The organism is Pseudomonas fluorescens (assembly GCF_900636825.1).
Classification (GTDB): Bacteria; Pseudomonadota; Gammaproteobacteria; order Pseudomonadales; family Pseudomonadaceae; genus Aquipseudomonas; species Aquipseudomonas fluorescens_BG.
This window is the reverse complement of sequence record NZ_LR134318.1, coordinates 1,470,382-1,493,687: the sequence shown is the minus strand read 5'-3', so window position 1 is coordinate 1,493,687 and position 23,306 is coordinate 1,470,382. Positions and strand designations below refer to the sequence as shown.

25 protein-coding genes, 1 tRNA gene and 1 pseudogene are annotated in these 23,306 nt (G+C 59.3%); 10 read left to right on the top strand and 17 right to left on the bottom strand.

Annotated elements, in window-relative coordinates; all coding sequences use genetic code 11:
- Nucleotides 1-44 precede the first annotated feature (44 nt).
- The gene (ung, locus tag EL257_RS06805; RefSeq protein ID WP_126360956.1) at nucleotides 45-737 is read right to left on the bottom strand and encodes a uracil-DNA glycosylase; all 693 of its coding nucleotides are present in this window, start codon (nucleotides 735-737) and stop codon (nucleotides 45-47) included.
- A gap of 132 nt (nucleotides 738-869) precedes the next feature.
- Here ung and EL257_RS06800 point away from each other — a divergent pair, with 132 nt between their 5' ends.
- Nucleotides 870-1,982: an enoyl-CoA hydratase/isomerase family protein gene (locus EL257_RS06800; protein ID WP_126360954.1), complete on the top strand. Its 1,113-nt coding sequence runs from the start codon at nucleotides 870-872 to the stop codon at nucleotides 1,980-1,982.
- A 61-nt stretch (nucleotides 1,983-2,043) separates the two neighbouring features.
- On the opposite strand, the gene EL257_RS06795 is transcribed toward EL257_RS06800, so the two are convergent.
- Complete coding sequence (locus EL257_RS06795; RefSeq protein WP_126360952.1) at nucleotides 2,044-2,451, bottom strand: hypothetical protein; 408 nt, start codon at nucleotides 2,449-2,451, stop codon at nucleotides 2,044-2,046.
- Nucleotides 2,452-2,775: 324 nt separating this feature from the next.
- On the opposite strand from EL257_RS06795, the gene EL257_RS06790 reads away from it, so the two are divergent.
- The 7 genes and pseudogenes from EL257_RS06790 (at nucleotide 2,776) to EL257_RS06760 (ending at nucleotide 7,233) form a co-directional block, all read left to right on the top strand.
- Nucleotides 2,776-4,263, top strand: a complete 1,488-nt coding sequence (locus EL257_RS06790) for a sensor domain-containing diguanylate cyclase (RefSeq protein ID WP_126360950.1) — start codon at nucleotides 2,776-2,778, stop codon at nucleotides 4,261-4,263.
- Entirely contained in the window at nucleotides 4,256-4,486 is a 231-nt protein-coding gene (locus tag EL257_RS06785; RefSeq protein ID WP_126360948.1) for a cysteine-rich CWC family protein, read from the top strand. Before EL257_RS06790 ends, EL257_RS06785 begins: the two co-directional genes overlap by 8 nt.
- A 33-nt stretch (nucleotides 4,487-4,519) precedes the next feature.
- Nucleotides 4,520-5,212, top strand: coding sequence for a pseudouridine synthase (locus tag EL257_RS06780; protein ID WP_126360946.1), 693 nt, complete (start codon nucleotides 4,520-4,522; stop codon nucleotides 5,210-5,212).
- A 315-nt stretch (nucleotides 5,213-5,527) separates the two neighbouring features.
- Nucleotides 5,528-6,412 carry an alpha/beta fold hydrolase gene (locus EL257_RS06775; RefSeq protein ID WP_126360944.1) on the top strand — a complete coding sequence of 295 codons (885 nt, stop codon included), beginning with the start codon at nucleotides 5,528-5,530 and terminating at the stop codon, nucleotides 6,410-6,412.
- Nucleotides 6,413-6,570: 158 nt separating this feature from the next.
- Nucleotides 6,571-6,644, top strand: a tRNA-Gly gene (locus tag EL257_RS06770).
- A gap of 92 nt (nucleotides 6,645-6,736) precedes the next feature.
- Nucleotides 6,737-6,877: pseudogene (locus tag EL257_RS06765) on the top strand (type II toxin-antitoxin system HigB family toxin); the annotation flags it as partial.
- Nucleotides 6,877-7,233, top strand: a complete 357-nt coding sequence (locus tag EL257_RS06760; protein ID WP_126360942.1) for a helix-turn-helix domain-containing protein — start codon at nucleotides 6,877-6,879, stop codon at nucleotides 7,231-7,233. The pseudogene EL257_RS06765 and the gene EL257_RS06760, both read left to right, overlap by 1 nt.
- Before the next feature lie 245 nt (nucleotides 7,234-7,478).
- Here the strand turns inward: EL257_RS06760 and tam are convergent, their stop codons facing one another.
- On the bottom strand, nucleotides 7,479-8,249 hold the full coding sequence (tam, locus tag EL257_RS06755) for a trans-aconitate 2-methyltransferase (protein ID WP_126360940.1): 771 nt from the start codon (nucleotides 8,247-8,249) through the stop codon (nucleotides 7,479-7,481).
- Nucleotides 8,250-8,422: 173 nt separating this feature from the next.
- On the opposite strand from tam, the gene EL257_RS06750 reads away from it, so the two are divergent.
- Entirely contained in the window at nucleotides 8,423-8,833 is a 411-nt protein-coding gene (locus EL257_RS06750; protein WP_016771301.1) for a low affinity iron permease family protein, read from the top strand.
- Nucleotides 8,834-8,965: 132 nt separating this feature from the next.
- On the opposite strand, the gene EL257_RS06745 is transcribed toward EL257_RS06750, so the two are convergent.
- From EL257_RS06745 to yiaY, 10 genes are all read right to left on the bottom strand, one after another.
- Nucleotides 8,966-9,469 (bottom strand): DUF4142 domain-containing protein, encoded by a 504-nt coding sequence (locus tag EL257_RS06745; RefSeq protein WP_126360938.1) that lies wholly within the window; start codon nucleotides 9,467-9,469, stop codon nucleotides 8,966-8,968.
- A 133-nt stretch (nucleotides 9,470-9,602) separates the two neighbouring features.
- Nucleotides 9,603-10,241: a LysE family translocator gene (locus EL257_RS06740; RefSeq protein ID WP_126360936.1), complete on the bottom strand. Its 639-nt coding sequence runs from the start codon at nucleotides 10,239-10,241 to the stop codon at nucleotides 9,603-9,605.
- Between the two features lie 61 nt (nucleotides 10,242-10,302).
- A complete protein-coding gene (gene fos / locus EL257_RS06735; protein WP_126360934.1) occupies nucleotides 10,303-10,719 on the bottom strand; it encodes a fosfomycin resistance glutathione transferase in 417 nt (138 codons plus the stop codon).
- A 4-nt stretch (nucleotides 10,720-10,723) separates the two neighbouring features.
- Entirely contained in the window at nucleotides 10,724-11,443 is a 720-nt protein-coding gene (locus tag EL257_RS06730) for a hypothetical protein (RefSeq protein WP_126360932.1), read from the bottom strand.
- A gap of 36 nt (nucleotides 11,444-11,479) precedes the next feature.
- Entirely contained in the window at nucleotides 11,480-12,214 is a 735-nt protein-coding gene (locus EL257_RS06725; RefSeq protein WP_126360930.1) for a hypothetical protein, read from the bottom strand.
- A gap of 193 nt (nucleotides 12,215-12,407) precedes the next feature.
- Complete coding sequence (locus EL257_RS06720; RefSeq protein WP_126360927.1) at nucleotides 12,408-13,739, bottom strand: MFS transporter; 1,332 nt, start codon at nucleotides 13,737-13,739, stop codon at nucleotides 12,408-12,410.
- A 186-nt stretch (nucleotides 13,740-13,925) separates the two neighbouring features.
- On the bottom strand, nucleotides 13,926-14,852 hold the full coding sequence (locus EL257_RS06710; protein ID WP_126360925.1) for a hydroxymethylglutaryl-CoA lyase: 927 nt from the start codon (nucleotides 14,850-14,852) through the stop codon (nucleotides 13,926-13,928).
- Nucleotides 14,849-16,042, bottom strand: coding sequence for a CaiB/BaiF CoA transferase family protein (locus EL257_RS06705; protein ID WP_126360923.1), 1,194 nt, complete (start codon nucleotides 16,040-16,042; stop codon nucleotides 14,849-14,851). Before EL257_RS06705 ends, EL257_RS06710 begins: the two co-directional genes overlap by 4 nt.
- Before the next feature lie 252 nt (nucleotides 16,043-16,294).
- Complete coding sequence (locus EL257_RS06700) at nucleotides 16,295-17,206, bottom strand: LysR family transcriptional regulator (protein WP_126360921.1); 912 nt, start codon at nucleotides 17,204-17,206, stop codon at nucleotides 16,295-16,297.
- A 68-nt stretch (nucleotides 17,207-17,274) separates the two neighbouring features.
- Nucleotides 17,275-18,423 (bottom strand): L-threonine dehydrogenase, encoded by a 1,149-nt coding sequence (gene yiaY / locus EL257_RS06695; RefSeq protein WP_126360919.1) that lies wholly within the window; start codon nucleotides 18,421-18,423, stop codon nucleotides 17,275-17,277.
- A gap of 151 nt (nucleotides 18,424-18,574) precedes the next feature.
- On the opposite strand from yiaY, the gene EL257_RS06690 reads away from it, so the two are divergent.
- A complete protein-coding gene (locus EL257_RS06690) occupies nucleotides 18,575-19,594 on the top strand; it encodes a DUF4917 family protein (protein WP_126360917.1) in 1,020 nt (339 codons plus the stop codon).
- 207 nt (nucleotides 19,595-19,801) lie between these two features.
- On the opposite strand, the gene EL257_RS06685 is transcribed toward EL257_RS06690, so the two are convergent.
- From EL257_RS06685 to EL257_RS06670, 4 genes are all read right to left on the bottom strand, one after another.
- Nucleotides 19,802-20,146 (bottom strand): YegP family protein, encoded by a 345-nt coding sequence (locus tag EL257_RS06685; RefSeq protein ID WP_126360916.1) that lies wholly within the window; start codon nucleotides 20,144-20,146, stop codon nucleotides 19,802-19,804.
- An 80-nt stretch (nucleotides 20,147-20,226) separates the two neighbouring features.
- On the bottom strand, nucleotides 20,227-20,808 hold the full coding sequence (locus EL257_RS06680) for a DJ-1/PfpI family protein (RefSeq protein WP_126360914.1): 582 nt from the start codon (nucleotides 20,806-20,808) through the stop codon (nucleotides 20,227-20,229).
- A 200-nt stretch (nucleotides 20,809-21,008) separates the two neighbouring features.
- Nucleotides 21,009-22,235, bottom strand: coding sequence for a class I SAM-dependent methyltransferase (locus EL257_RS06675; protein ID WP_126360912.1), 1,227 nt, complete (start codon nucleotides 22,233-22,235; stop codon nucleotides 21,009-21,011).
- A 452-nt stretch (nucleotides 22,236-22,687) separates the two neighbouring features.
- Entirely contained in the window at nucleotides 22,688-23,305 is a 618-nt protein-coding gene (locus tag EL257_RS06670) for a TPM domain-containing protein (protein ID WP_126360910.1), read from the bottom strand.
- Nucleotide 23,306: the final 1 nt, after the last annotated feature.

Here is a 23,306-nt window from a genome sequence, read left to right as displayed (position 1 = left end):
CTGTGGGAGCTGGCTTGCCAGCGATGGGGCACTTCAGATCCCCATCAGATGGGCGGCAAGCGCCACTCGATCGGCGTCTCGCCATTCTGCTCAAGAAACTTGTTTGCCCGGCCGAAGTGCCCGCAACCGAGAAACCCGCGATATGCCGACAACGGCGACGGATGCACCGACGTCAGCACCAGATGCTTGGTCGCGTCGATCAGCTTCTGTTTGCTCTGCGCATGTGCTCCCCACAGCATGAACACCAGATGCGGCTGCTTTTCGCTGACCACTTCAATGATCCGGTCGGTGAAGTGCTGCCAGCCCTTGTCTTTGTGCGCGTTGGCGTTGGCACGCTCGACGGTCATGGTGGTGTTGAGCATCAGCACGCCCTGATCGGCCCAGCTCTGCAGGTAACCGTGGTTGGGAATGTCGATGTTCAGGTCGCGTTTCAGCTCTTTATAGATATTGACCAGCGACGGCGGCGCCGGCACGCCCGGTTGCACCGAAAAGCACAGACCATGGGCCTGACCCGGGCCGTGATACGGATCCTGACCGAGGATCACCACTTTCACCTTGTCCAGTGGCGTCGAGTTCAGCGCATTGAAAATCAGGGGTCCCGGCGGGTAGATCTCCTTGCCGGCCGCCCGCTCCTGCTGCAGAAAGTTGCGCAACTCTGCCATGTAAGGCTGGTCGAACTCAGCACGCAGTGCCTCCTTCCAGCTCGGTTCGAGTTTGATACGGTCGTCAGCAGTCATGGTCATATCCGGCAAAAACAATGGGGCGAACCCTAGGAAAGCCGACCGTGCTTGTCAATTGATCTGACGCAGATCCGGCACTTTCCCCCACAGCGATCATACTGATCGTTCAAATTCCCGATCGAGGTCACGATGAATCTGCACTTCGAAGAACTCACCGGCACCGACGGCGCGCGCATCGGCATCGCCAGCCTGGATGCCGAAAAATCGCTGAACGCGCTGTCTTTACCGATGATCAACGCCCTCAGCGACAAACTCAAAGCCTGGGCAAACGACCCGCAAATCGTCTGCGTATTGCTGCGCGGTAACGGCGTCAAGGCTTTCTGCGCCGGTGGCGAGGTACGCAGCCTGGCCGAGGCCTGTCGGGCCCATCCCGGTGAAGTGCCGCCGCTGGCTGCGCAGTTTTTCAGCGCGGAATACCGCCTTGATTACCATTTGCACACTTACCCGAAGCCGCTCATCTGTTGGGGTCATGGTTATGTGCTTGGCGGTGGCATGGGCCTGTTGCAAGGCGCGAGCACGCGCATCGTCACGCCGAGCAGCCGCTTGGCCATGCCGGAAATCAGCATTGGCCTGTATCCGGATGTGGGCGCCAGTTGGTTTCTCTCACGGCTGCCGGGCAAGCTCGGCTTGTTTCTCGGGCTGACCGGCGCGCACATGAACGGGCGAGATGCGCTGGACCTGGATCTGGCCGACCGCTTCCTGCTCGATGAACAGCAGCCGCAACTGATCGAAGGGCTGCTGCAACTGAACTGGCAGAAACAGACTGCGATGCAACTCAACAGCCTGCTCAAAGCGCTGCAGCAAGAAGCGGTAGCGCAAATGCCCGAAGCGCAGTGGCTGCCACGCCGTCAGCAGATCGACGAATGGCTCGATGTCAGCGACGTCACCTGTGCGTGGAAAGCCATCAGCCTGCAGCGCGACAGCCACGATCCGCTGATCGCCCGCGCGGCAAAAACCATGACCGAGGGCTCGCCACTGACGGCGCACCTGGTCTGGGAACAGATCATCCGCGCGCGGCACCTGTCGCTGGCCGAAGTATTCCAGATGGAATACACCCTGAGCCTTAATTGCTGCCAGCATCCAGAGTTCAGTGAAGGCGTACGTGCACGGTTGATCGACAAGGATCAAAAGCCGCACTGGCACTGGCCGGATATCAGCAACGTGCCGGACGCGGTGGTCGAGGCGCACTTTCAGAAGGCTTGGGAAGGACGGCATCCGTTGGCGGATTTGACGGCTTACTGATCTGTTTTCCAGACCAAAAAAAAAGCGGCGCTTCATGCGCCGCTTTTTCATTTGCTGTTGTTTACCAGCGGTTACCACGTCCGTTGTGGTCTCCGCGACCGCTGTGGCGGTCATAGTTGCCGCGGCCACGGCGGTCGTTATCCCAACCGCCGCGACGGTGGCCGTCCCAGCGTCCGCGATCGTTGCCGTGCCAGCGACGGCTTTCGTAGTAACGCGGGGCCGGTTGATAGTGACGTGGCGCCTGCTGGTAATAGCGCGGCTGCTGGTAGTACCGCGGGGCTGGTTGGTAGTAGCGCGGCGCCGAATAATAGCTGTTGCCGCCTCTGTAATAGGTGCCGCCAGTGTTGTAGTAGGCCGGTGCGGGTGAAGTGTAGACCTGGGAGCTGTAGTACGAGTCAGCGTAGGTATACGGGGCGCAACCGGTGATGGAAAACATCAACGCTGCAAGCAGAAGAATTCGTCTATACATGGCGGCCTCCTGGACCGCGGGTTGGCCGCACCAGCGACGCTGGCAGGCGACAGTCATTAATTCAGTGACTGACGAAGAATCAGACAGCGTTTTCGGAATCTGGTGCGCTCTTGCAACAAGTTGAAACAAGTGGTCGATGAAAGGTTATTCACCCGTAGATTCGCTCCACCGCAGGAATGACCGAGAGCGGGCCGGGTCAGGCCAGCGAATCCTCTGACACACCTCCAGTTCATATTCCCCGCCATTTCAGGCACAAATCCCGCAGTGTTTTGCCAACCATCCCACTAGAATGCATGCCATCGGGCCACTGCCAACGGAACTGCCATGCCGCTTCGTTCTCCCTTGTACTCGCAACGTTCACTGGTACTGACTTTGGTCGCCCTGCTCGGCGCCGGGTTTCTCGCCACCTCGCTGTTAAGCTATTTCGCCTCTCGCGAATCGATCCGCGACAACATCGTCAACACCGAACTGCCGTTGACGTCCGACACCGTTTATTCGGAAATTCAGAAAGACCTGGTCCGGCCGATCCTGATTTCCTCGATGATGTCTCGCGACACTTTCATGCGCGATTGGGTGGTCAACGGCGAACAGAATCCCGAACAGATGACCCGTTACCTCGACGAGGTCATGACCCACTACGGTGCCTACACCGCGTTCTTCGTTTCCAATGCCTCGCTCACCTATTACCACGCCAAAGGCGTGCTCAAGCAGGTCAAAATCGACGAACCGCGCGATGCCTGGTATTTCCGCGTGCGCGATATGCAGGACCCGTACGAGATCAACGTCGACCCGGATCTGGCCAACAAGGACAACCTGACTTTTTTCATCAACTACAAGGTCTACGACTACCACAACCGGTTCATCGGCGCGGCGGGTGTGGGCCTGACGGTGGATGCGGTGATCAAGCTGATCGACAAGTATCAACAGCGCTATCAACGCAGCGTGTACTTCGTTGACACTTTCGGCCGCCTCGTCTTGACCGGCGCCGAGGGTGGTCCGGAAGGTGCGCACATTGGCCAGAGTCTCGGCGAACTGGAAAGCATGAAAAACCTCGTCAGCCAGTTGCCCAAGCCGCACAGCGGCAGCTACGAATACTCCACTCATGGCCAGGGACACTTTCTCAACGTGCGGTTTATTCCCGAGTTGAAATGGTACCTGTTTGTCGATAAACGCGAGGACGGCGCGCTCAGCGAGATCCGCCAGTCGCTGTATCTCAATCTGGCGATCTGCCTGTTGGTGACGCTGATTGTGCTGGGGTTGCTCAATCGGGTGATCAAGCGCTTCCAGGCGAAGATTCAGGCGCATGCGACCCTCGACAGCCTCACCGAGCTGCCCAATCGACGCGGCTTCGACATCCTCGCTGCGCAGGCGCTGCACGAAGCACAACGCGAGACCAAACCGCTGACCGCGCTGTTGCTGGATCTTGATCATTTCAAAACGTTGAACGACACCTACGGGCACATGGCCGGCGATCAGGTGCTGATCGGTTTTGCCCGGGATTTGCAAAGTTGTCTGCGCCACGCCGACATCGTTTGTCGCTGGGGCGGTGAAGAATTCATCGTTTTGTTGAAAGACACTGACGGCGAAACCGGTCAGAAAATTGCCGAGAAAATCCGTCAGCACGTCGAACAACACGAATATGCCTACGACGGCCACAGCCTGCATCTGACAGTGAGCATCGGCGCCACCACCGTGCAACGCGATGACACCTTGCACAGTCTGCTGTCGCGGGCCGATCATGCGATGTACCGCGCCAAGCAATCCGGGCGCAACCGCACCTGCATGGAACTGCCCCACTCGACCTATGCCTGATACCGACGTCAAACCCGACCATTGCCCGGCCTGCGGCGCCCGCAACAACTGCAGCCTGGCCGACCCGCGCACCTCCGACCGCGAATGCTGGTGTTACGCCGTGACCATCGACCCGGCAGTGCTCGAAGCGCTGCCGACCGAGCTGCGCGACCTATCCTGTCTGTGCCCGCGTTGCGCGCAAGTCGAAGCGCAACTGCAAGCGGGCCAGCGGTCGATCCCGTAAGATGCGCGGCCCTTTATCCGTTGAATTCTGACCATGCGCGTCGACCGTTTTCTCAGCAACCTGCCCCGCTATAACCGTCAGCAGGTTCGTCTGTTGCTGGTGGAAAAGCGCGTGCGGGTTGACGGAAAAATCGTCAGCGATCCGCACAGTGATGTATTGGAGTTCAGCCGTGTCGAGGTCGACGACGAGGTTCTGCAGCGCGGCAAAACCGCGCGCTACTTCATGCTTCATAAACCGCCTGGCTGCGTCAGCGCCACTCGCGATCCACAGCATCCAACCGTACTCGACCTGCTTGATGAACCGGACAAAGAAGACCTGCATATCGCCGGGCGTCTGGATTTCAACACCACCGGACTGATGCTGATCACCAATGACGGCGCGTGGTCGCGACGTCTGACTCAGCCGCAGACCAAGCTGCCAAAGGTTTACTACGTCGAAACCGAACAGGACATCAGCGCAGACTACGCACCGAAGTTTGCCGAAGGCATCTACTTTGCTTTCGAGGATTTGACCACGCAACCGGCGCATCTGGAGCTGCTCGGTCCGCGTTCGGCGCGGCTGAGTATCGTTGAAGGCCGCTACCATCAGGTCAAGCGGATGTTCGGGTTCTTCAACAATAAAGTGCTGCGCCTGCACCGCGAATCCATGGGTGAACTGGCGCTCGATAACGCGCTAAAACCGGGCGAGTACCGCGCTTTGCGCACCGAAGAGATTCACTGGTTCTAAGCGCGCGACCGCTCAGCAGAAGTTGTCGAACAATTTGCCGCCGGCCCTTGCGCGATCCTGACTCCCCTGCTTGAATCAGGACGTCGGCCGGAATGTGACCGATGAGTCACCACATACCTCTAAGAAACATTTTGCCGGTCGTCAGCCCTCAGGGCTGCGCCTCAGCCGGCAATCTGCCCGCCAATAACAATACCCGTCGACCTGCCGTACCGGATCGACATGGGCCAGCAAATTCCAGGCGTATGCCTACCTGTCACAAAGCTCGTGCAATCTCGATTGCGCGCATACCCGCTTGCTTGCCAGGAGTCTTATGACATGAGGCCAGAAATCGCTGTGCTGGATATACAGGGTCAGTATCGGGTTTACACGGAGTTCTATCGCGCAGACGCCGCAGAAAAGACCATCATTCTGGTCAACGGCTCGATGGCCACGACTGCGTCGTTTGCACAGACCGTGAAAAACCTGCACCCGCAATTCAACGTGGTCTGCTACGACCAGCCCTACGCGGGCCGGTCAAAAGCCCACAACCGTCATGAGAAACATCTGACGAAAGAAGTCGAAGGGCAGATTCTGCTGGAGCTGATCGACCACTTCGCCGCCGAGCACGTGCTGTCGTTCTCGTGGGGCGGTGCCGCAACACTGGTCGCCCTCGCCCACCAGCCACGGCGCATCGAAAAAGCCGTGATCAGCTCGTTCTCACCGGTGATCAATGCGCACATGCTTGATTATCTCGAGCGCGGGGTCGACTACCTCGGCAGCCGCGACGGCGACCGGGTCGGCCATCTGGTCAACAACACGATCGGCAAACACTTGCCTTCGCTGTTCAAGCGCTTCAACTATCGTCACGTCAGCAGTCTGGCCGAGCATGAATACGGGCAGATGCATTTCCACATCAACGACGTGCTGCACAGCGATCGGCAGTGCTATTTGAATGCGGCAAAAAAAATCAACGTGCCGGTGCTGTTTCTAAACGGCGAGTGGGACGAATACACCGCCGCCGCCGATGCGCGCCTGTTCGGCAACCACGTTGCGCAGAGCACGTTTACCACCCTGCAAGCCACTGGGCACTTTCTCGACATGGAGCACAAGGCCGCCTGCCGCGATAGCCAGAACGCCCTGCTGGGCTTTTTGAAACCTGCGCCGCAAGCCAGCCGAACGCGCTACTCGTTTGTGCAGGATCAACATGCATTGGCCATTTGAAACAGCGTCGTCGCGGGCAGGGCTGCAAGCGTTAATTGTTTGTTTCCGCCGGCCCAGCCCTTGCTCGCGACTGACCGACTTCGGCGTGGCAAAGCCATCGCAGAGAAAAGAAAACTTCAAATCCGTGCCCGAGTCTGGTACAAAGTCAGCCGCTCTGAGCGGGTATAGTTTAGTGGTAGAACGAAAGCTTCCCAAGCTTTAGATGAGGGTTCGATTCCCTCTACCCGCTCCACCAAATATTGATCTCGCGTTGTGTTGTCCGACGAGAGATACAGGAACAGAAAAACCGGCCTTGATAGCCGGTTTTTTTGTGCGTGGGATTTCAGGGGAGCCAGGGTGGTATTCAATATCGGCGGGAATAAATATCGAGTGATTCTGGCGATCGACTACCAACGGCAACTTGGTTTTATCCGCTTCGTTGGGACTCACGCTCAATACGACCAGATCAACGCGGAGGCCGTTTAATGAACATCAAACCCATTCGTAGCCCGGAAGACCTGACCGCAGCTTTGCTGCGCATGGAACAGCTGTGGGGTACAGATATCGACTCGCCGGAAGGCGATGAGCTGGAAATCCTCGCGCTGCTGATTGAAAAGTATGAGGAACAGCATTTTCCGATGCCGACTTCTGATCCCATTGAAGCCATCAAATTTCGTATGGATCAGCAAGGTTTGACGCCGCGGGATCTTGAGCCCTTTATTGGTACAAGTGGCCGTGTTTCGGAAGTATTGAACCGCAAGCGCAAGCTGAGTCTGGCAATGATCAAACGTCTGCACGATGGCTTGCGTATTCCTTATGAATGCCTGCTCGCCAGTGTCTGAAGAAATATATCGCCTGAAAAACCGGTCGCAACGACCGGTTTCTTTTTTATCCGAAAATCAATGCTTGATCGCAGCGGGCTTCAATATTCGTCCGAAAGAGGTCCCGGCGCAACGGTGACGGGATTTCTGCGCCAGAAGCCCCCTCACCCTGGCCCTCTCCCGAGTGAGAGGGGACCGAACGGGTTGTTCTCTAGAGATGCGCGGATCGGATAACGTGGCGAACTCAAGCCCCCCAGAAGCGTGACTCAGCGCGTCGCAACAATAAACAAACGTGGAAACGGCAATAGCACCGAACCGTCGGCCAACGCTGGATAAGCGTTCGAAACCGCCGTCAGATATTGCTGCAGATATTGCGCGCGCTCTTCCTCGGTCAAAGGACTCAGAAACGGAATCAACCCGCTGCCCTTGAACCACTCCACCACCCCCGCCGCCCCGCCGGTCAATTGATGATGATAAGTAGTGCGCCACACGTCGACCCGTGCACAGTGCGGTCGCAGCATCGAAAAATAATCGCTGGCGCTGGCCATCTCGGTGCGTTGTCCGGCAGCGCTCGCTAGCTTGCTCGCCCATGGCCCATTGGCGGCGACTTCACGCATCAAGCGGTGGGATGGCTCATTGAGGTTGTCCGGCATCTGGATCGCCAGGCTGCCACCGGCCGACAACTTGCCTGCCAGCGCTGGCAGCAACGTTGCGTGGTTCGGCACCCATTGCAACACGGCGTTGGCGAAGATCACATCGAACGGGCCTTCAGCGGTCCACTTGTCAATCTCGACCAATTCAAACCGCAACTGCGGCAAGCGCTCGCGTGCGGCGGCGATCATGTCGGCCGAGCTGTCCAGACCACTGACCCTGGCATCGGGAAAACGCTGCACCAACAACTCGGTGGAATTGCCCGGCCCACAACCGATATCCACCGCAGTTCTTGCTGCCGGCGTAGGAATCGCCGCAAGCAGATCACGGGCCGGGCGAGTGCGTTCGTCTTCGAAAGCGACGTATTGTTTGGCGGACCAAGTCATTGCGTTCTCCTGTCAGGGTGTTCTGGCAACGTGGAAAAACTGCTGGCGATACGATACAGCGATCCGCGCAACGTGCCTGCTCTACCAAAGTCCGGCGCCGAAGCTTTGTAAACAGAATTTTCAGCGCAACGCCGATGTCTGTATTTCAAGCTCCCAAAACAAGGACTTCCATCATGAAATTCGCAAAAATTGCCCAAAAACTCGCTCTGTGGGCCGGTAGCCCGAAGACCTTCATGGGGGCGTTGATCCTGATCGGGTTGTGGGGGTTGAGCGGGCCGATTTTTGGTTACAACGACACGTGGCAACTGATCATCAATACCTCGACCACGATCATCACGTTTTTGATGGTGTTCCTGATCCAGAACACGCAGAACCGTGATACCGACATTCTGCACTTGAAACTCGATGAGCTATTGCGGGTGAACAAAGAAGCGCAAAACGCGATGCTCGGGCTGGAGGCGCTGGACTTGAAACAGCTGGAAGCGCTGCGTCGGCATTACCGCGCGCTGGGCGAAAACCAAGTGTTCGATCTTGAAGGGCTTGGCGACAAGAGCAAGCCAAAGCAGGATTTGAATGAGTGCTGAGCACTCTGGTGGACACACACCTGTGGGAACGAGCCTGCCCGCGAAAACGGTGTGGCAGAAATCATGTTTCGTCTGACACACCGCGTTCGCGAGCAGGCTCGCTCCCACAAGGGATACTCATACATCCATTAACTAGCGACTGGCCTGCAACGCGCGGGCCCTTTCCAGATGGCTTTGCAGTTTCGGCAAAGTCTCATCGGCGAACGCTTTGATCTCCGGCACGTCGGTGGTTTGCGCCTGTTGCTCGATCTGGCTGATAGCCTCCTCCGTGGCCTTCACCTGACTCGCGGCGTAGGCCTGATCGAAGGTCGCGCCATCCTTCACTTCCGGCATCAGCGCTTTGGCCTTGTCGGCAAGCTGATCGCGAGGTGCCACGGGCAGGTCGAGCTTCTTGGCGATTTTTGCCAAATGCTGGTTCGCCGTGGTGCGGTCGTTGATCACCACGATGGTGTAATCCTTGACTTCTTTCGACTCGGCCTTGCCGTGGGCCAAACGGCTGGCCTCGATGTCGGCCATGCCTTTGGCGGATGCATCGTTGATGAATTCGGCAGGCGACTGGGCGAACGCGCTGCTGGCACACAGGCCGAGCAGAGTCGCAAAACTGGCGTTACGTAAACGGGTGGCCATCCGGCTCATGGTCGCGCCCTCCTTCGTTGAAAATTCAAAACGGGCGATTATTCGCCCGCCCCAATTAGGAAGGCTTTGGCGATCAAAAGTTTAGAAAAACTGGCGCAGGCGTGACGAACGGTGCATTACGACATCCGCGCCGTCAGCCCTTGTTTGGCATCAAACCGGGCAAAGCGTGGATCAGCGCATTGATAGCAAATCCAATAAACATCACCCCGCATAAACGCGTGATCAGCAGTTCGTGACGCTGATACACCGTGCGCACCCGCCGCGCGCCGACAACGCCGATGAGAATCGCGTAAGCCAGCGCGCCGCCGACGAAACTCAGCGCGATCAATGCCGGCAGCATCGACCAGTTGAGCAATTCGGCGCGGCTCGACAGCAACGCGGTAAACGTTGCCACCGCCACCGGGTAGGCCTTGGGGTTGGTCAGACCGAACACAATGCCGGGCCAGAACGGCTGGCGCGCCGCGCCTTGCGCCTCGTCGCCATTGCGGCGCTGGGCCCGCACCGCACGCCAGCCGAGCCAGAACAGGTACAGCGCGCTGAGCACACCGAGCACGTCGAACGCAGTGCTGCCGATCTCCCGCGCACCGACGATCGCCACCAGCGCCGTGCTGCACCAGATCACATCGCCGAGCAGGTGCCCGCACAGAAACCCCGCCCCGGCCCGCCGCCCGTGCGCCGCGCCAATCCCGAACACCGCCAGCACACCCGGCCCCGGCGTGATGCCATAAATGAAACCCGAGGCCAGAACGGCCAACAGCAACGATGGAGTCATGAAACACCCTGCAAGCACCAGAACACGTGGCGGCCAGTCTATATCAGCCGAGCGCGCCCGATCATTGCGCGTCGTAAAAACGCATGCCGGCGTACGGTTTTTGCCGACACGCCGCCAGCCGCGATTGCAGATCGCCGACGTGGACTTCGAGCTTGTGCCCGTCGGGGTCGAGGAAGTAATACGACGCACCCTCGCTGCGATTGTCGCGCCACGGCTGCACGTGCGCCGCATTCAGCGTTTGCACGAAAGACGCAAAGTGCTCGCTGGAAACGCTGAACGCGTAATGCGTGTAGTCGGCGCTGGACTCGGCCTTGCGCAGCGGATCCAGCGACAGGCACAACCACAGCCCCGGCAGCGACAAATAAGCGCCGCTATCCCACGTCGCTTCGACGCGCAACTGCAGCACGTCACGGTAAAACGCCAGACTGCGCTGCAGATCGCTGACCGCCAGGGTCAAATGGTTGAGTCCGCTGAGCATCGGTTCAATAACCTCTGAGGTCTTCGGGAACGGTGTATTGCTGGCCGTCGTAGGTGAGGATGACTTGAGTATTCTTCAACTGGGTGGTTGTAGAAACGCATTGTTTACCTGACTTGAAAGACTTCATCACCGAACCGCTGGAACTTACGATCAGATCGGCAAAACCGCCGTGGCTGGATGGGCCGATATCGATGGTTCTGCGGATCCGAGTGTCTTTGGTCTCGCACTCCCCGGTACCTTCACCGAAATCCTTGCGCACCACCAGACCTTCCAGCACTGGGCGCAAGCGGCTGCCCTCACGAACATACAGCGCCAAGTCGGTTTTCGAGTACGGATTCGCTCTGGAACCATGGCTCATGAATCTGGATCGCAGCCCGAATGCACGGACATCTGCCGCCAAGCGGTACCGCGCCGTATCGATGATCAGGTCATCGAAGCTGATCGCATCGGAGTTGTAAGCGCCGGGTTTGGCATAACTGGCGAACGCATTGCCCGTCGCAGAGTTGATAACTGAAAGCTGCAGGTCGAACACGCCGTCCTCAGCGCCCGCTGAATCCGGGACGAAGGTAGCCTTCGCTGCGATTGATTGACTGTTGAACGCAGGCCAGGCTTTGCAGCGCGAGAGGGTCTCGCCGTTGAATTTGTTCACGTCGCAAGCGGCATGAACTTGCGCCGTAAGCGCGAACGAGCTGAGGACAATAAAACTCTTGAGACGCAGATTCATGGTTCTTCCTTGAAAAATTCGTGGCAGTGACACCGGTCAAACGCCTTTGAAACCTCGCGGCAAAACGTAAGTTTTGCCGTCGTAGCGCAGCGTGGTCAGCACTGGCTTTTCGTGGCTGGTCTTCGACTCGCAGGTTTCGCGTGGCCCCACGCCGGACAGGCTACTGGTGACTGAGCGAACAATGATATCCGCGTAACCATGGGAACTGGTTTTGCCCATCTCAAGCGTGCGCACCGTCTCCGATCGCTCTCCTGCACAATCGCCATCCCATTCGCCACTGAAGCTGTAGACCAGCAAGCGATCCAGCACCGGACGCAGTTTGCCGCCCTCCCTCACATAAAGCGAAAGCAAGGTCTCATCCAGCGGATTGACGCGTGAGGAGCCCTTGAAATGGGCGCGTACGCCGAATGCACGGATGTCGGGAGCGAGTCTATAACGCGCCGTATCCAGCTCCAGGCTTTCCAGCGCGATGGCATCGGAAAGAAACATCGACGGCTGATCATAGGTCGCCAACGGTTTGGCGGTACCAGCCGTCACTACGGCCAAATTCAAATCGTATGAGCCCACTCTGCTGCCGTGGCCATTGACCGGATCCGGCACGAAGGTTGATAGCGCAGTGATCGTGAGTTGCGGATAAGCCGGCCAATCCTTGCACACAGAAAAATCCGCTTCCCCGCTGACCACGGGCGGCGTGCAATCAGCCCACGCCGGCCCAGCAATCAACCACCCGCAAAGCGCTGCAGCGCCGAGCCATATGGACTTCATTGTCACTTCCCGCTCCTTGATGATATTTCCAGCCGCGCACTATCCCCTTCCGAATCGAGCGATTCAACAGATCTGGCCCGCAAATCTGCTCAAATGTCTGAAGGCGGAATTCGCGAGCAGGCTCGTTCCCATAGGAAAGCGCATTCCAGATGTGGGAGCGAGCCTGCTTGCGAAAGCGTCATCGCAGGCGCCGCCAAGCTCAATACTTGTCGAGAGTTCGCAACTTCTGTGGCAAGCCCCACAGCAGCAGCGCTGCGGCGATCAGCGCGGCGACGCCGATCACGTATAGCGCCGGAGTGGTGCTGCCGGTGAGGTCCTTGATGCGCCCGACCATGACCGGGCTGACGATCCCGCCAAATTGCCCCAGGGTATTGATCACCGCGATTCCGCCTGCCGCGCCGGCACCGGCGCCTGCAAGTAACTTCGGTGGCAGGGTCCAGAAGCTCGGGATCGAAGCGATGATGCCGGCGCCAAGCAGTCCGAGCGCGACGATCAGGAACGTCGTGTGGCTGGCGAAGATCCCCGCGCTGAAGAAGCCGATCGCGCCGACGATCACCAGCCCGGCGACGAATTTGCGCCGTTCACCGGTGGCGTCTGACAAGCGCCCGATCACCACCATGCTGATCGCGCCGCATATGTAGGGTATGGCGGTCAGCAGACCGATCATGACGGGACTTTCGGTACCGGCGCTGCGGATCAGTTGCGGGGCCCAGAAATTCAGGCCGTAGGACGCGACCTGAATCAGGAAGTAGATCAATCCCAACGTCAGGAAACCGGGAATTTTCAGCGCCGCGAGCAATGAGCCGCCGCTTTTGTGCGGCTCATGCTGGGCGATGCGGCTGGAGAGCAATTTCTTCTCGTCCGGGGTCAGCCAGTGCGCATCCTCGATGCGGTCTTTGAGTTGCGTCAGTACCAGGAAACCCAGAGCGATGCACGGTACGCCACCGAGCAAAAACAGCCAGTGCCAGCCGCGCATTTCCAATACGCCGTCAAGATGTTGCAGCACTAGCCCGGAGAACGGCGCGCCGACCAGGCCGGCGAACGCCGATGCGAGAAACAGCATCGATGTAATGCGGCCACGGAAGTGCTGCGGGAACCACAAGGTCAGGTAATACAACACGCCCGGGGCAAACCCGGCTTCCATCGCGCCGATGACAAAGCGCAGCGCATAGAATTGCCATTCGCTGTTGACGAAGACCATCGCCGCCGTCGCCACGCCCCACGACATCATGATCCGCGCAATCCAGCGCCGCGCGCCGACCTTGTACAGCATCATGTTGCTCGGCACTTCGAACAGTACGTAACCGACCACGAACAGCCCGGCGCCCAGACCGTAAGCGGTGTCGCTCAGGCTCAGGTCAGTCTGCAACTGGAATTTGGCAAAACTGATATTGATGCGATCGAAAAAGGCGAACAGGTAGCAGACCATGATCAGCGGCATCAGACGCCAGGCGACTTTGCTGACCAGGGCTTTTTCGGCGTCGTGATCAACGGACGGGTTAACGCCCGCCTCCATTACATTGAGGCTCATAGGTTTTCTCCAGGCGGACTACCGAGGGCGTCCGATTGTTTTTGTTGTCTGGTGATGACGTTCACTGTGGAGCGCCTTTGTGTGGGAGCTGGCTTGCCAGCGATGGCGTCAGTTCAGCCAACGCTTTCGTTGAATTTGCTGCCCTCATCGCGGGCAAGCCCGCTCCCACAGGGGTGCTGGTGTGTCTCAGGTCGGCATCGGATGCAGATCGCAATTGCGTCCGGCCTTGGCCAGTTGGCCGGGGACTTCGTGACCAAGCAGATCTGGCAAACCGCGCGAAAGTTTCAGCAGCAGCGGCAAGTCGATGCCGGTGGGAATCCCGACTTCCTCGCACAGATTCACCAGGTCTTCCGTGCAAATATTGCCCGACGCCCCCGGCGCAAACGGGCAGCCACCGAGGCCACCGAGCGCCGCATCGAAGCGCCGGGCACCGGCCTCGTAAGCTGCCAGCACATTGCACAGCCCAAGGCCGCGAGTATTGTGGAAATGCAGGGTCAGATCGGCCGGCGAAACCCGCTGCAAAACGCGCAGCACCAGGCGATCGACCTGACGCGGATTGGCCATGCCCGTGGTGTCGGCGAGGCTGATGCCCTGAATGCCGAGTTCTTGATAGGCGTCGACGATTTGCAGCACGCGATCCTCATCGATCCGGCCTTCGAACGGGCACCCGAACGTGGTGGCGATACTGCCGTTCAGGCGCACGCCCGAACCGCTGACAAACGCAACGATGTCACCGAACGCCGCGAGCGAATCCTCGCAACGCATGCGCATATTGGCCATGTTGTGCGTCTGGCTGGCGGACATCACCAGATTCAGTTCATCGGCATTCGCCGCCAATGCCCGCTGGGCGCCTTTGAGGTTGGGGATCAACGCCACGTAAATCACCCCCGGCTGACGCTGAATGCCGTTGAACACCTGCTCACCGTCACGCAGCGCCGGGATGGCTTTGGGCGAGACGAACGAGCCGGCCTCGATGCGGCTGAATCCGGCCTGCGACAGTTGATTGATCAAGGCGATCTTGTCAGTGGTTTCGACCCACGTCGGCTCGATCTGCAAGCCGTCGCGCGGCGACACTTCCTGGACGATGAGTTTGTGTGAATAGTCAGTGATCATTGCACCACCCCTTGGCCTTTCAGGCGTTCGATGTCGAGTTCTGTCAGGCCAAGACTGGCCAGAATAACGTCGGTGTGCTGGCCCAGTTTCGGCCCGGACCAGTTCACTCCGCCCGGGGTCTCCGAAAGCTTGGGAACGATGCCGGGCATTTTCACCGTTGCGCCGCCGGGCAACTCGGCATTGAGCAGCATGTCCCGCGCCTGATAATGCGGATCGGCGACGATGTCAGCCACCGAGTAAATGCGCCCGGCCGGCACTTCAGCGGCTTCGAGAGCGGCCAGTACTTCGTTGATCGGCAAGCTGCTGGTCCAGTGCGTGATCGCCGCATCGAGTAATCCGCTCTTCGCCGCGCGGCCGTCGTTATGGGCGAATTCCTCTGCGTCGGCCAGATCAGCGCGGCCGATGGTGTGCATCAGGCGCTTGTAGATCGGGTCGCTGTTGCCGGCGATCACCACATAGGCGCCGTCGGCGGTGAGGTAAGTATTGGAGGGCGCGATACCCGGCAAGGCGCCGCCGCTGCGTTCGCGGACATGGCCAAGCATGTCGTATTCCGGGACGAGGCTTTCCATGACGTTGAAGACGCTTTCCGCCAGTGAGACATCGACGATTTGTCCACCGCCCTGCCCGGTCTTGACTCGCAAGAGCGACATCAGCGCACCGATCACCGCATGCAACGAGGCCAACGAATCGCCGAGACTGACGCCAACCCGCGCCGGTGGCGAGTCGGGATTACCCGTGGTGTAGCGGATGCCGCCCATGGCCTCGCCAATCGCACCGAAACCGGGACGGTCGCGGTACGGGCCGGTCTGGCCGTAGCCGGAGATACGCACCAGGGTCAGGTCAGGATTCAAGGCATGCAACACATCCCAGCCCAGACCGAGTTTTTCCAGCGCACCGGGACGCAGGTTTTCGATGATCACATCGGCGTCGCCGGCCAGTTGCTTGACCAGTTCGATGCCTTCAGCGGATTTGAGATTGAGCGCTAAGGATTTCTTGTTGCGCGATTGCAGGTACCACCACAGCGAAGTGCCTTCGTGCAGCTTGCGCCATTTGCGCAGCGGGTCGCCTTGGCCCATGGCTTCGATCTTGATCACCTCGGCGCCGAACTCGGCGAGCATGCGTGCGGCAAACGGCGCGGCGATCAGCGTGCCGATCTCGATCACTTTGATCGCACTCAAAGGGGCAGTCATCGTGGGGTACCTCTTGTTCTTGGAATTTGCAGCCAAGGCTAGAGGAACGGTGATCGACGAATCCAGCCGTCTCTCGGCAATGGGCGTTCGCGAAATGCGAATGCTCCGCTGTGATTCCGTGGTGAATTCGGCGCCGCCTTCGCGGGCAAGCCCGCTCCCACAGGGTTCAAAGTCAGCTGCACAATTTGCATCCTCGCGGGAAACTGTGGGAGCGGGCTTGCCCGCGAAGAGGCCGGCTCGTTCAATAGAGATTCAGGCGCCTTGCCCGCGCAAATGCTCAAACAACATCCGGCTCACCGGCGACAACCCCGCCTCATCGCGCGCCACCACAATCAGCGCACGATTCGCCCAGCCATCCGTCAGCGACACCGCCCGCAACCCCAACGCCTGGCCGAACAACTCATAGGCACGCTGCGGCAGAATCCCGATGCCCATGTTCGCCTGAACCATCCGGCACACCGCGTCGAACCCCGGCACATGAATGCGAATGCGCAGAACTTTGCCAGCCTGACGCGCCGCCGCATGGGTGCGCATGTTGATTGAACTCGCCGCGTGCAAACCGACGTAGTCACTGTCGAGGGTTTCGCTGAAGGCCACCGACTCGCGCGCTGCCAGCGGATGCTCCGCCAGCATTACCACCACCAGCTTGTCCTGCCGATACAACACGCTGCACAGCCCTTTGGTGTCGCTGTCGTCAGAGCAGATGCCCAGATCTGCCACGCCATCAAGCACCCCCTGAATCACGCCGGCACTGGGGCGTTCTTCAAGATCGGTCTTGACCTGCGGATGCTGCGCCGAGAAATCGCGCAAGTCTTCCGGCAGAAACTGAATAATCGCCGACAGATTGGCCAGCATGCGCACATAACCGCGCACGCCGTGGCTGTGCTCACCCAGTTCCAGGCCCATCTTCTCGACATTGAAAAGCATCTGCCGGGCGTGGTGCAGCAGCGTTTCTCCGGCCGGCGTGAGGATCATGCCTTTGGCCTGACGCACGAACAGCGCAATGCCCAGCGCCTCCTCCAGTTCCATCAGGCGCTTGCTCGCTGCCGATACCGCGATGGCTTCGCGCGCAGCCGCACGGGTCAGCGTGCCTTCTTCGTGGACGGCGACGAACAGTTGCAAGGTGATCAGGTCGAGGCGGCGTATCAGGCTTTTTTGCAGCATGGAAGACTCGGCGGTAGTGACGCGAACGAACGGCGAGGATAACGCCGTTCGTTCGTGGTGTGCCCGTCTCAAAACGCGCTGCGGAAAATCTCTTCGATCTGGCGCTGGTCCGCCGCCCGTGGATTGGTCAGTCCACAAGCATCTTTCAAGGCATTGCCGGCAAGTACCGGGATGTCGCTGAGCTTGGCACCCAGCTCGCGCAAGCCGCCGGGAATCTCGACGTCTTTGGCCAGACAACGAATCGCATTGATCGCCGCTTGCGCGCCCTCTTCCGGGCTGAAACCACGAACGTCCGCGCCCATCGCGTGGGCGACATCGGTGAGCCGCTCGGCGCACACCAGCGCATTGAAGGTCTGCACATGCGGCAGCAACACGGCGTTGCAAACACCATGGGGCAGATCGTAGAAACCGCCAAGTTGATGGGCCATCGCATGCACATAGCCGAGCGACGCATTGTTGAATGCCATGCCGGCGAGAAATTGCGCGTAGGCCATGTTTTCCCGGGCGGCGAGGTCGGCGCCATCGCGCACCACCAGACGCAGATGGCTGCTGATGAGGCTCATCGCCTTCAACGCGCAGGCATCGGTGATCGGATTGGCGGCCGTCGACACATAGGCTTCGATGGCGTGGGTCAGCGCGTCCATGCCGGTGGCGGCGGTCAGGCCTTTGGGCATCGCGACCATCAGTTGCGGGTCATTGACCGACAGCAGCGGCGTGACGTTGCGGTCGACGATGGCCATTTTCACGTGACGCGATTCGTCGGTGATGATGCAGAACCGGGTCATCTCACTGGCGGTGCCAGCGGTGGTGTTGATGGCAATCAGCGGCAATTGCGGTTTGCTCGACTGATCGACACCTTCATAGTCGCCGATCTGCCCACCGTTGGTCGCGCACAAGGCAATCCCCTTGGCGCAGTCGTGGGGTGAACCGCCGCCGAGCGACACGACAAAATCACAGTGATGTTCCTTGAGCAGTCCCAGGCCAGACTCGACGTTGGCGATGCTCGGGTTCGGTCTGGCGCCGTCGAAGATCACTGAATCGATGTCCTGCATCGCCAGTTTCTCGGCGATCATCGCCGCCACGCCCGCCTTGGCCAGCCCTGTATCCGTGACGATCAACGCCTTGCGAAAACCATAGTTACGGATCGCGTCCATGGCTTCGTCGAGGCAGCCATTGCCCATGATGTTGACCGCCGGAATGAAAAACGTGCTGCTCATCGTGCCTCTCCTTGACTGGGGCCGAATCGACGCCGATCCGGCGGGTGTACAAAGGATCGACCGATCAGTCACGGACGATGTTGATCTGGCTCAATGCCCGCACGTGATAAAGTTGCCGTCCATCCGCCCTTTGTTTTGAGACACCTGCGCAATGACCGATTTTCTGGATGTCGACGCCACCCTCGAAGACTGGAACAGCCTGCGCGCCGCGACCGAATTCAACGGTTTGCTGGTCGGCAATGGCGCCAGCCGCGCGGTGTGGGACGACTTCGGCTACGACTCGCTGTTTGAAAATGCCCGCACCGTCGAAGAAAAACCGTTAAGTGCGTCGGAGCTGGCCGTGTTCGACGCGATGCAGACGCGCAGCTTCGAGCAGGTGCTCGGTGCGCTGAAGACTACGAGTCGGGTCAACAAGGCCCTGGCCGTCAGCTCGGCGGCGCCGCGCAACCGCTATTACGCGATCAAGGAAGCGCTGATCAACACGGTGCACGCGGTGCACATCCCGTGGCGGCTGATCAAGGCTTCAACGCTGACGACGCTCAATGAAGAGCTGGCGCGCTATCGCACGGTATTCACCACCAATTACGACCTGCTCAACTATTGGGCGCTGCAGCACCACAGCGACGCCATCGACGACCTGTTCAATGGCCCGAATGCCAGCTTCGATCTGTGCGACAGCCACACCGACAAGCCTCGCTTGCTGTACCTGCACGGCGGCCTGCACCTGGTGCGCAATCAGGACGGCACCGCGCGCAAGTTGACCTCGACCGAGGGGACGTTGCTCGGCAGTTTCGCCATCAACAACACCCTCAAGACGCTCGACGATGTGCCGTTGTTCGTCACCGAAGGGCCGAGCGCCGACAAGCTCAAGACCATCCGCAGCTCGGACTATCTGTCGTTCTGTTACGAGCAGTTGCTCGGACATGGCGACAGTCTGTGTATCTTCGGCCAGGCGCTGGGAGAGCAGGACGCACACATCGTTCGCGCCCTGCGCCTGGCGCAACCGAAAACCGTGGCCATCTCGATTTATCCGCGCAGTGCCGCGTTCGTTCAGCATCAGAAGCGCCATTACGCGAAGGTGTTCGAGGGCACGGCGGTCGAGTTACGTTTTTTCGATGCCAAGAGCCACGCGCTGGGCAGTCCGAAACTGTCGGTGCCGGTCGAGGTTTGATATTGGTCGGGCTGACGCCTTCGCGAGCAGGCTCCCACAGAGTTTTACGGCGAACCAACAATCTTCTTTCAATCCCAAATCCCTGTGGGAGCTGGCTTGCCAGCGATAGCGGTGAACCAGTCGACATTGATGTTGCAGATGCCGTCGCCATCGCTGGCAAGCCAGCTCCCACAGTTGAATGCATTGCACCTGTGGAATGTAGTGGCCTCAGAGGACAGGCAGGGTCTTGTCCTTGATGGTTTTCGTCGGGCCGTTGGTCTTCACGCTGGCGATGCCCTTGTCGCACGCGCCATCTGATGAATACGACTCGCTGCTGCCGATGACCTGGTGATTGGCCGCCTTGAGATTGAAATAGGGGTGGCCATCCTTGGTCGATTTTTTCTCGTAACGCTCGTCCAGCGGGCTGTTGACCTGCACCGAGGCGATGCCACCGTCGGCGCCGGCGCGGGTGCTGTAGAGCTCGCTGGTCAGAATCGTTTCTGCATTCGCCGCTTTCAACACGAACCTGAATTGGCCGTTGCTGCTTTTGCTCACTTCGTACCATCCGGACATGTCTGTTTCTCCTTGGGGCGATTGAAAGATTTCGCGCTTCAGAGTAAAGACCAGCGTCTGCGATCTGTCGCCTGCCTCGACTACAAGGTGATTTTCGTACCGAGCAGACCGAGGAAACCGGCCAGCCATTTCGGATGCGCCGGCCACGCCGGAGCGCTGGCCAGATTGCCCTGAACATGGCCGTCGGTCACCGGAATGTCGATGTAGGTGCCGCCCGCCAGACGTACTTCAGGGGCGCAGGCCGGATACGCGCTGCACTCACGCCCCTCGAGCACGCCCGCCGCCGCGAGCAGTTGCGCACCATGGCAGACCGCTGCGATGGGCTTGCCGGCGTTGTCGAACGCGCGCACCAGTTCGAGGACTTTGTCGTCCAGTCGCAGGTATTCCGGCGCTCGACCGCCGGGAATCAGCAGCGCGTCGTAATCGGCTTCGCTGGCCTTGGAGAAGTCGAAATTGAGCGCGAACAGGTGACCGGGTTTTTCGCTGTAGGTCTGATCACCTTCAAAATCATGAATCGCCGTGCGCACGGTGCTGCCGGCGGACTTGTCCGGGCACACGGCGTGGACCGTGTGTCCGACCATCTGCAGGGCCTGGAACGGCACCATCACTTCATAGTCTTCGACGTAATCGCCGACCAGCATCAGGATCTTTTTCGCGGCCATGGGAAAACTCCTCGGGGGAAGGTCTGGGAGTATTCAAGGTAGACCGTATCCAAGGGTTGCGGTAATTCCAGGCTTACTACGCTCGATCGCGATAAATGTAGGAGCCGCCGAAGGCTGCGATCTTTTGATCTTGCATTTAAATAACCAGAATCAAAAGATCGCAGCCTTCGGCAGCTCCTACAGGGGTGTATTTCAGGCTATCAGGCAAGGAAACCGTCAGCGCGCAGCAGTGTTTCCAGGCAGTGTTCGCTGATGTGGTAGAAGGCCTTGAGCTCTTCGATCTTTGCCAACAACTGCGTCGGATCGACCGGTTCGGCGCGTTTCACCGCGAGAATCATCTTGTTCTTGTTGGTGTGTTCCAGCGAAATGAATTCGAAGACCTTGGTTTCGTAGCCACAGGCCTCGAGGAACAACGCACGCAAGCTGTCGGTGACCATTTCGGCCTGCTGACCGAGGTGCAGACCGTATTGCAACATTGGCTTGAGCAGCGCCGGGCTCTGGATCTGCAGGCGAATCTGTTTGTGGCAGCACGGCGAACACATGATGATCGACGCGCCCGAGCGAATGCCGGTGTGGATTGCGTAATCGGTAGCGATATCGCAGGCATGCAGGGCGATCATCACGTCCAGTTCGCTCGGCGCGACGGTGCGCACGTCACCGCACTTGAACACCAGACCCGGATGCTCGAGCTTCGCAGCGGCGGCGTTGCACAGGGTGACCATTTCCTCACGCAACTCGACACCGGTGACTTCACCGTCGGCTTTCAGGGTGTTGCGCAGGTAATCGTGAATGGCGAACGTCAGATAGCCCTTGCCCGAACCGAAATCAGCGACGCGCACCGGTTTGTTCAGCGCCAGGGGCGAGGAAGTCAGGGCATGGCTGAAGACTTCGATGAATTTGTTGATCTGCTTCCACTTGCGCGACATCGCCGGGATCAGCTCGTGTTGCGCGTTGGTCACGCCCAGATCCTTGAGGAACGGTCGGCTCAATTCGAGAAAACGGTTTTTCTCGCGGTTGTGCTCCGCCGACGGCGCTTCGCGCAATTGCTGAGGCTTGCTCTTGAACAGCGAAGATTTGCCCTTTTTGCTGTATTCAAGCTGGACTTCATCGGTGACGGCAAGCAAATGCGCATTTTTGAACGCGGCAGGCAACAGTGCTGCGATCGTCGCCACGCCCTCGCTGAGCGGCAGGTTCTTGGTGATATCGCGGGTTTTGTAGCGGTAGACGAAAGACAGGCACGGCTGCGCTTTGACCGTCACCGCTTTGATGATGACCCGCTGCAAATCCGCCTCTTCACCGACGTATTTGGCCAGCACCAGTTTGATGAAGCCATTGTCGTCGAGGCTGGTTTGCAGCAGCTCGATGAACTGGGCGTGATGGTCGGGCGCAGCCTTTGCGGACGGCGCGGATGGGGCGGTAACGGACATGAAAAAGCGGCCTCGGGCGGGCGAAATCGGGAATGGCGGGTATTTTAGGGGGGATGGGGGTTGGGGACACGTGCTTATTTACCCAACGGTTAACAGACGCACCCTCACCCCAACCCTCTCCCGGAGGGAGGGGGGCCGACCGCGTTGTTCCATCGAGTTGCACCGACCTGAAATACCGAGTCGAACTCAGGTATGAAGCATCATTACAACGACTCGCAAATCGACCCAACGGTTAACAGACGCACCCTCACCCCAACCCTCTCCCGGAGGGAGAGGGGGCCGAACGCGTTGTTCCATCGAGTTGCACCGACCTGAAATACCGAGTCGAACTCAGGTATGAAGCATCATCACAACGACTCGCAAATCGACGCGGTTTTTCAGGTCGATATCGGGCGCTAGACACCGCGGTCGGCTCCCTCTCCCTCCGGGAGAGGGCTGGGGTGAGGGGCTTTTCAGCCCAACATCGCCAACCGATTCGGCAACTCATTCCTCACTTGTGTCACCGGCACGTGCACTTTCAGCAACTCCCCACACGCCTCGATACACGTGACAAACCCCTCCAGCGTGCGCCCCTGCCGGACCTGCTCGGTGAACGCCGCGACGATTGCATCCCAGTTCTTGTTCTCCAGACGCCGCGAGATGCCCTCATCCACCAGAATCTCCACATAGCGCTCAGCCTCACAGACAAAAATCAGCATGCCGGTACCGCCCACGGTGTGGTGCAGGTTCTGCTCCAGAAACTGCCGCCGCGCCAGGTTTGAAGCGCGCCAGTGCCGCACGCGGCGCGGCACCAGATGAGTGGTGATTTTTGGCAGCCGGAACAACAGGCACAACACAATGAAGCTGATCCATTGCACCAACAACAGGCTGTGCATGGTCAGCCATCCCGTCAGGTAATGAACGATGCCCGGCACCATCAGCGCCAGCAGGCTGGCCCACAGCAGCGGGATGTACGCGTAGTCGTCGGCGCGGGCGGCGAGGACAGTCACCAGCTCGGCGTCGGTGTCGCGCTCGACCCGAGCAATCGCTTCGGCGACTTTGCGCTGTTCGTGTTCAGTCAGTAATGCCATG

Bases quoted from the DNA above. Each gene is read 5' to 3' on its own strand.
- EL257_RS06800 (WP_126360954.1), top strand. From the start codon at position 870: ATGAATCTGCACTTCGAAGAACTCACCGGCACCGACGGCGCGCGCATC.
- EL257_RS06780 (WP_126360946.1), top strand. From the start codon at position 4,520: ATGCGCGTCGACCGTTTTCTCAGCAACCTGCCCCGCTATAACCGTCAG.
- EL257_RS06785 (WP_126360948.1), top strand. From the start codon at position 4,256: ATGCCTGATACCGACGTCAAACCCGACCATTGCCCGGCCTGCGGCGCC.
- tam (WP_126360940.1), bottom strand. From the start codon at position 8,249: ATGACTTGGTCCGCCAAACAATACGTCGCTTTCGAAGACGAACGCACT.
- EL257_RS06720 (WP_126360927.1), bottom strand. From the start codon at position 13,739: ATGAGCCTCAATGTAATGGAGGCGGGCGTTAACCCGTCCGTTGATCAC.
- EL257_RS06700 (WP_126360921.1), bottom strand. From the start codon at position 17,206: ATGCTGCAAAAAAGCCTGATACGCCGCCTCGACCTGATCACCTTGCAA.
- EL257_RS06775 (WP_126360944.1), top strand. From the start codon at position 5,528: ATGAGGCCAGAAATCGCTGTGCTGGATATACAGGGTCAGTATCGGGTT.
- EL257_RS06730 (WP_126360932.1), bottom strand. From the start codon at position 11,443: ATGAATCTGCGTCTCAAGAGTTTTATTGTCCTCAGCTCGTTCGCGCTT.
- EL257_RS06750 (WP_016771301.1), top strand. From the start codon at position 8,423: ATGAAATTCGCAAAAATTGCCCAAAAACTCGCTCTGTGGGCCGGTAGC.
- EL257_RS06745 (WP_126360938.1), bottom strand. From the start codon at position 9,469: ATGAGCCGGATGGCCACCCGTTTACGTAACGCCAGTTTTGCGACTCTG.
- EL257_RS06670 (WP_126360910.1), bottom strand. From the start codon at position 23,305: ATGGCATTACTGACTGAACACGAACAGCGCAAAGTCGCCGAAGCGATT.
- EL257_RS06790 (WP_126360950.1), top strand. From the start codon at position 2,776: ATGCCGCTTCGTTCTCCCTTGTACTCGCAACGTTCACTGGTACTGACT.
- EL257_RS06680 (WP_126360914.1), bottom strand. From the start codon at position 20,808: ATGGCCGCGAAAAAGATCCTGATGCTGGTCGGCGATTACGTCGAAGAC.
- EL257_RS06760 (WP_126360942.1), top strand. From the start codon at position 6,877: ATGAACATCAAACCCATTCGTAGCCCGGAAGACCTGACCGCAGCTTTG.
- EL257_RS06795 (WP_126360952.1), bottom strand. From the start codon at position 2,451: ATGTATAGACGAATTCTTCTGCTTGCAGCGTTGATGTTTTCCATCACC.
- EL257_RS06740 (WP_126360936.1), bottom strand. From the start codon at position 10,241: ATGACTCCATCGTTGCTGTTGGCCGTTCTGGCCTCGGGTTTCATTTAT.
- EL257_RS06685 (WP_126360916.1), bottom strand. From the start codon at position 20,146: ATGTCCGGATGGTACGAAGTGAGCAAAAGCAGCAACGGCCAATTCAGG.
- yiaY (WP_126360919.1), bottom strand. From the start codon at position 18,423: ATGAGCAGCACGTTTTTCATTCCGGCGGTCAACATCATGGGCAATGGC.
- EL257_RS06710 (WP_126360925.1), bottom strand. From the start codon at position 14,852: ATGATCACTGACTATTCACACAAACTCATCGTCCAGGAAGTGTCGCCG.
- fos (WP_126360934.1), bottom strand. From the start codon at position 10,719: ATGCTCAGCGGACTCAACCATTTGACCCTGGCGGTCAGCGATCTGCAG.
- EL257_RS06675 (WP_126360912.1), bottom strand. From the start codon at position 22,235: ATGTCCGTTACCGCCCCATCCGCGCCGTCCGCAAAGGCTGCGCCCGAC.
- EL257_RS06690 (WP_126360917.1), top strand. From the start codon at position 18,575: ATGACCGATTTTCTGGATGTCGACGCCACCCTCGAAGACTGGAACAGC.
- ung (WP_126360956.1), bottom strand. From the start codon at position 737: ATGACTGCTGACGACCGTATCAAACTCGAACCGAGCTGGAAGGAGGCA.
- EL257_RS06705 (WP_126360923.1), bottom strand. From the start codon at position 16,042: ATGACTGCCCCTTTGAGTGCGATCAAAGTGATCGAGATCGGCACGCTG.